Annotated in this window: 7 protein-coding genes; all 7 read left to right on the top strand. The window is 66.2% G+C overall.

What is annotated here, in order from left to right; all coding sequences use genetic code 11:
- Positions 1 to 305 precede the first annotated feature (305 nt).
- The 7 genes from KO481_RS09710 (at position 306) to murA (ending at position 6,044) form a co-directional block, all read left to right on the top strand.
- Positions 306 to 974, top strand: a complete 669-nt coding sequence (locus tag KO481_RS09710) for an MspA family porin (protein ID WP_245400569.1) — start codon at positions 306 to 308, stop codon at positions 972 to 974.
- A gap of 5 nt (positions 975 to 979) precedes the next feature.
- Entirely contained in the window at positions 980 to 1,699 is a 720-nt protein-coding gene (locus KO481_RS09715; protein ID WP_245400570.1) for an MspA family porin, read from the top strand.
- Between the two features lie 156 nt (positions 1,700 to 1,855).
- Positions 1,856 to 2,518, top strand: coding sequence for an MspA family porin (locus KO481_RS09720; RefSeq protein WP_215916622.1), 663 nt, complete (start codon positions 1,856 to 1,858; stop codon positions 2,516 to 2,518).
- A gap of 29 nt (positions 2,519 to 2,547) precedes the next feature.
- On the top strand, positions 2,548 to 3,228 hold the full coding sequence (locus tag KO481_RS09725; protein ID WP_215916623.1) for an MspA family porin: 681 nt from the start codon (positions 2,548 to 2,550) through the stop codon (positions 3,226 to 3,228).
- A 285-nt stretch (positions 3,229 to 3,513) separates the two neighbouring features.
- Positions 3,514 to 3,933, top strand: coding sequence for a DUF2550 domain-containing protein (locus KO481_RS09730; RefSeq protein ID WP_215916624.1), 420 nt, complete (start codon positions 3,514 to 3,516; stop codon positions 3,931 to 3,933).
- A 38-nt stretch (positions 3,934 to 3,971) separates the two neighbouring features.
- Positions 3,972 to 4,589 (top strand): cob(I)yrinic acid a,c-diamide adenosyltransferase, encoded by a 618-nt coding sequence (locus KO481_RS09735; RefSeq protein ID WP_215916625.1) that lies wholly within the window; start codon positions 3,972 to 3,974, stop codon positions 4,587 to 4,589.
- 192 nt (positions 4,590 to 4,781) lie between these two features.
- A complete protein-coding gene (gene murA, locus KO481_RS09740; RefSeq protein ID WP_215916626.1) occupies positions 4,782 to 6,044 on the top strand; it encodes a UDP-N-acetylglucosamine 1-carboxyvinyltransferase in 1,263 nt (420 codons plus the stop codon).
- Positions 6,045 to 6,398: the final 354 nt, after the last annotated feature.

Below are 6,398 nucleotides of genomic sequence, written 5' to 3' on the forward strand. Positions count from 1 at the left end.
ATCCGGTGTACGCAAATGCAAACGTATGGTTATGATTCTGCGCGAGGTCGTAAAGCGCGTGCACCACTGCAACATTGAAGTTCTTCCGGCGCAGTGCCGTTCGCTGACCCGTCACCAGTTATATCCGAGCACGCGGATTTTCACGCGTGCTGCTCCACCTGAACTTCGCACTACCTGATCACGGCTCGACCACGATCGGGCAGTTCTGCCCGATTGATCGGCTTTACCTCCAGCACGACGAGTTGGCGCAGCGCGGTCGCACTCGGCATGACGGGTGGGACCTCGCCACACTGAGCGAGGGGTGGATGAGGAAGTACAGGCGGGCGATCCCCCGGCCGCGGAATGTCTGCGCCGTCACCTCGATTACGGCCGCCGCCATGGCGATCGGATTGTTGTCGCCCGGCGCGGCCTCGGCCGACGCGTTCGTCGCATTACCCCCGGGACATATTGACAGCCACGGCATTCGGATCTCCAGCACGGGGGAGCACGCGGTGGTGTCGCCGTCGCTGGCGGCCAACGGCGCCGGCCGCGTCGCCTGGGTCTCTGGCGATGTCACCGCCGAGATCGACACCCCGCCGGGCGCCGTCGGACCCAATAACGGCGCGCAGAACAATCCCGGCACCAACGACTCCTCGACGCACGGTTCGTCCGGGCTCACCGTCGGCTACATCGTGGGATGTCAGGTGCAGCTGCTCAATACGCCGGTCGGCGCGACGCTGGCGTTCGACAACGCCATCCCCACCATCGGCGGCAACGCCACGATTCCCATTGCACCCGGCCAGGTCAAGTGGGTGCAGATCAACAACATCGATATGACCAAATCGGGCACATATCACATCAGCTACCAGGACGTTTCCATGAATATCGAGAACTGCGGCGGATTCGCGCAGGCGCGCCAGTTTTCGGTGGTCGAGATCATCGGCCCGGATTACGGCAAGACCACGTTGTACGGCCAGCCGTTCAGCATCGGATGATCCGGATGAAGCGGCCGCGAACCGATCGCATGCCGGGCCGACGTGGGACATTCCTGCGCGCCGCGGCCGTGGCCGCGCTGCTGGTGGGAGTGATCGCCATCGTGATGGGCGATCCGGGCAGGAGCCGGGCCGATACCCACATTCCCCTGCCGGGTGGCGCGATCAATCGGACGCTCGCGGACGGCACCGCGGTATCGCTGCATATCGACGGGGAATCCGCGACGATCAACCCCTCGCTGGGTGACACTCCGCTGCATCGCAATGTGTGGGTGTCCGGTCGCGGGGTGGTCGATGTGTCCGGGCCCAAGGCGCATCAGCCGGGCCTGTCGATCAAGCTGTATCCGGGCTACATCGTCGGATGCCAGGTGTCGATCGGCGGGCTGAACTCCGGTGTGGTGGAGGCATATACGCCGCACACGACGGCTCGCAGCGCCGGAACCCTGCAGTCCACGCTCGCCGAAGCGCTGACTATCGGCCCGGGACAGGCGCAGGCCCTCTACATCCTGGACCTGGAACAGCCCGACGACTACCACCGCGAATCGCACAAGCAGTACACGCAGGTGCTCGGCAGTCCACATTCGAGCGTCACCTGGGGAGATGAGACGTTCGCGATCGACGGATGCGCCGGCGCGGCCACCGCGCGGTCGTTCATCGCCGCCGATGTCGCCACGGACAACACCGAGAGCATGGTCACGCTGTGGGGGGAGCCGTTCAGTATGGGGTGATTCGAGTCTTTGCCAGGCCGGCGTAGCACCGGCACGGAATTACCGCGAAATCGGATTTATCAGAGCTTTCCGTACCGAGTTGTGGATTGGCGCGGGGGCCGTCTTCTCCGGGCAGTGGCGACGGGCCGCGCAATCGCAATGATGAGCGAGGGGTCGATGAGCACGATGGACACGAGGAAATGGCCGGGCCTGGCCCGGTTGGGCGTCGGCGCGATGGCGGTTGTCGCCGCCCTGGGGCTGTGGTCGCCGGGTGCGGCCCGCGCCGACAGTTTCATCCCGCTGCCGAACGGGCATATCAACGGACCCGGCGTGCGGATCGTCAGCACCGGGGAATCGGCCAAGGTTTCGCCGTCGCTGGCGGCGAACGGCGCCGGTCGCACGGCGTGGGTGTCGGGAAACGTCACCGTCGATCTCGTCACGCCGAACGGTGCGGTCGGGCCCAACAACGGTGCGCAGAACAATCCCGGCACCAATGATTCCTCCACGCACGGATCATCCGGTCTGACCGTCGGTTATATCGTCGGGTGCCAGGTGTCGCTCGGCAATCTCTCCGCGGGTGCGGGTTTCACCATCACCAATCCGCCCTCGGTGCTGGGAGCGGTGTCCTTCCCGCTGAGCCCGGGCTCGGTGACGTGGGTGCAGATCGACAACATCGATATGACCAAGTCCGGCACCTACCACCTCAACTATCAGGACTTCGACATGAACGTGCAGGGGTGCGCGGGCTACGCGCAGGCCCGGCAGTTCTCGGTGGTCGAGGTCATCGGCGCCGACTATTCCAAGACGACCCTGTACGGCCAGCCGTTCACCCTCGGGTGACGACCGCAGAGCGAACGGAGACCACACGCATGACCGGAATATCCACTCGCAGTTCCCGCGTAGCCGCGATCATCGTGACGGTCGGGGTAGGCCTGGGGTTCGGCTCGTCGGGCGCGGCCAACGCCGACACCTTCATTCCACTGCCGGACGCGTCGATCACCCGCACGCTTGGTGACGGCACGGTCGTTCACCTGTCCATCGTCGGGGAGTCGGCCAAGGTCAGCGGGTCGATGGGCGCCACGCCGTTGCATCGCAACGCGTGGACGACCGGCCGGGTGGTGGTGGACGTGTCCGGGCCCAAGGCGTCCAGCGCGTCCATTGAGATCAACCCCGGCTACATCGTGGGCTGCCAGGTCAACATCGGCTCGCTCGGCACCGGCGAGGGCGAGTCCGGAACCGCGCCCGCCTCCAGCACCGCCCTCCTGACGGGCGCGATCGGCGACACCGAAACCCTGACGCTCGGCCCCGGCCAGGCGGGCGCGAACTTCATTCTGGACATCGAGCAGCCCGACGACTACGGCCAGGAGAGCCACAAGAAGCACACCACCGTGCACGGGCCGCACGCGAGCGTCAGCTGGACCGACGAGACGTTCGCGGTCAACGGCTGCGGCGGGTACGCGCAGGCGCGCCTGTTCGCGGGCGTGGACGTCTCGACCGACAACACCGAGAGCTTCAGCACCATCTATGGAGCGCCGTTCACGATGGGCTGAGTTCGTCCGCCGCGCCGACGGGGTGTCCGATATGCCGGGCGCCCCGCCGGCGCGGCATGCGTGTTTCTGGGGGTCTTGAATCTCCTTGTGCACGTGTAATTTTCGCCTGAAGAACGCAGGCGGGCCCAGACATCGGCGGCCGCGCGCGGGGCAGGGGTGTACCGGGCGATTCCCCGCGCGGGGCGGTTTGTAGACTCGCCCACACGGTGACGTTGTACGGGATGGCACGGCACTCGCGACGAACAGGGGCTTCAGCGAAGGGACGGACCTGGATTGCGGACCGGGATGGTGTTGCTGATCATTCTGGTGTTGCTGCTTGTCGCTGTCGGGCTCGCCTCGTTGTACCGGCTGGTGATGTTGCGCCGCGGCGGCACGGCCGCGATCCTGCGCGTGCTTCCGGCCAAGGGCGGCCAGGGCTGGCGCCACGGGCTGATCCGCTATCGCGAGAACCAGCTGGTCTTCTACAAGCTGACCAGCCTGAAATTCGGTGCGGATTCGACGATTCGGCGCCTCGGCATCGAGGTCGTCGATCGGCGCGGGCCGGTGGGTGACGAGTACGACATCATGACCGATGACATCATCGTGATCGCGGTGTCGGACGGCGACGGCAGTTACGAGCTCGCCCTGGATCGGGGTGCGCTGGCCGCGTTCCTGTCCTGGGTCGAGTCGAGGCCTTCCGAGCGGATCCGCCGCCGGCCGGCCTGACCGGGACGAGGATGTACTTCTGATATGAGGGTGAGCCTGTGAGTGTGCATCTGACGCGGATCTATACGCGAACCGGCGACGACGGCACCACCGGTCTGAGCGATTTCTCGCGCGTGGCCAAGACCGATCCGCGGCTGGTCGCATACGCCGACTGTGACGAGGCCAACGCCGCGATCGGTGTCGCAATTGCGTTAGGGCAGCCCGAACCGGCGCTGGCCGACGTGCTGCGCCGGGTCCAGAACGATCTGTTCGACGCCGGTGCGGACCTGTCCACTCCCGCTGTGGCCGAACCGAAGTATCCGCCCCTGCGCATCACCCAGCCATACATCGACCGGCTCGAGGCCTGGTGTGATGAATTCAATGCCGAACTGGCACCGTTGAATTCGTTCATTCTGCCTGGTGGCACGCCCCTGGCCGCGCTGCTGCACACCGCGCGGACGGTGGTCCGGCGGGCCGAGCGCGCGGCCTGGGCGGCCGTGGACGCGCACCCGGAGGACACGAGCGTGCTGCCGGCGAAGTACCTGAATCGCCTCTCGGACCTGCTCTTCATACTCGGGCGGGTGGCGAATCCACACGGCGATGTGCTGTGGCGTCCCGGTGCCACCGGACAGGAGCACACCGGCGGAGAGGCCACGATCGATGGCCCCGACCGTTAGGCTGACCGCTGTGAACGAACCCTCAGCACAGCGTGCTACATGCACGACGCCGACGAGCGCCAGCCGTGAGGGAGCTTGCGACCGAACCAATGACACTGCGGGCGCCGCGACGAGCGCGAGCCGTGAGGGAGCTTGCGACCGAACTAATGACACTGCGGGCGCCGCGGCGACGAGCGCGAGCGAGGAGTCGCTGTGAGTGAACGGTTTCTGGTTACCGGGGGCAGCCGGCTCGTCGGCGAGGTCGCGGTGGGAGGTGCGAAGAACAGCGTCCTGAAGCTGATGGCCGCCGCCCTGCTGGCCGAGGGCACGACGACGATCACGAACTGCCCGGACATTCTCGACGTGCCGTTGATGGCGGAGGTGCTGCGCGGCCTGGGCTGCGATGTCGCGGTCAACGGGTCGGTGGTCAGGATCACCACCCCGGCGGAGCCCAAGTACCACGCGGATTTCCCGGCGGTGACGCAGTTCCGGGCCTCGGTCTGCGTGCTCGGCCCGCTGATGGCCCGGTGCCGCCGGGCGGTGGTGGCGTTGCCGGGCGGAGATGCGATCGGTTCGCGCCCGCTCGATATGCACCAGGCGGGCCTGCGGCTGCTCGGTGCGACCAGCGAAATCGAACATGGCTGCGTGGTGGCCCGAGCCGACGAGCTGCAGGGCGCCCGGATCCGGCTGGACTTCCCGTCGGTCGGCGCCACCGAGAACATCCTGATGGCGGCCGTGCTCGCCGAGGGCGAGACGGTGATCGACAATGCCGCGCGCGAGCCCGACATCGTCGATCTGTGCACGATGCTGACCCGCATGGGCGCGCGGATCCACGGCGCCGGCACCTCGGTGCTGACCATCGAGGGCGTGCGCAAGCTCTCCCCGGCCACCCATCAGGTGATCGGCGACCGGATCGTCGCCGCGACGTGGGGCATCGCGGCGGCGATGACGCTGGGCGATGTGCGGGTGAGCGGGATCAATCCCAAGCATCTGTCCCTGGTACTGGACAAGCTGCGCTCGGCCGGGGCGCGAATCTCATTCGAGCCCAACGGTTTTCGTGTCGTGCAGCCGGAGCGCCCGCGCGCGGTGAACTTCGCGACGCTGCCCTTTCCGGGATTCCCGACCGACCTGCAGCCGATGGCCATCGGCCTGGCGGCGATTGCGGACGGCACCTCGATGATCACCGAGAATGTCTTCGAGGCGCGGTTCCGGTTCGTCGAGGAGATGATCCGGCTGGGCGCCGACGCGCGGACCGATGGTCACCACGCGGTGGTGCGCGGCATTCCGCGGCTGTCGAGCGCGCCGGTGTGGTCGTCGGATATCCGGGCCGGCGCGGGTCTGGTGCTCGCGGGTCTGGTGGCCGACGGGGTAACCGAGGTGCACGACGTCTTCCACATCGATCGCGGCTATCCGAACTTCGTGGAGAACCTCGCCGCGCTCGGCGCCGACGTCCAGCGCGTGGGAAACCAGTCCTGACCAGGCGATTTGACATGATCATGGCGGACACGTAACTTTATTCGAGTCAGAGCGACACGGACACCGACCCGGAGCCGAGAGGCCCGGGACACGAGGATGTACGATGAGCGCCTGACGATCACACTGGATCAGCACAAGATCACGGATTTGGTTCCGCACGCTTGACTGAGCTAAGCTGTAAAAGTTGCCCAGCCGATCGAGACCCGGTTCACGCCGGTGAGATTCTGGTGCGTGTGTTCTTTGAGAACTCAATAGTGTGTCGATGAATGTCAGTGCCAAATATTTATTTTGGTTCCGGCGCTTACACCCCCGTGTGGGTGTCGGACATTTTTGTCAGCTATTTTCCGGCTGGCG

Origin of the sequence: Nocardia albiluteola (genome assembly GCF_018860155.1) — a bacterium.
GTDB classification, from domain to species: domain Bacteria; phylum Actinomycetota; class Actinomycetes; order Mycobacteriales; family Mycobacteriaceae; genus Nocardia; species Nocardia albiluteola.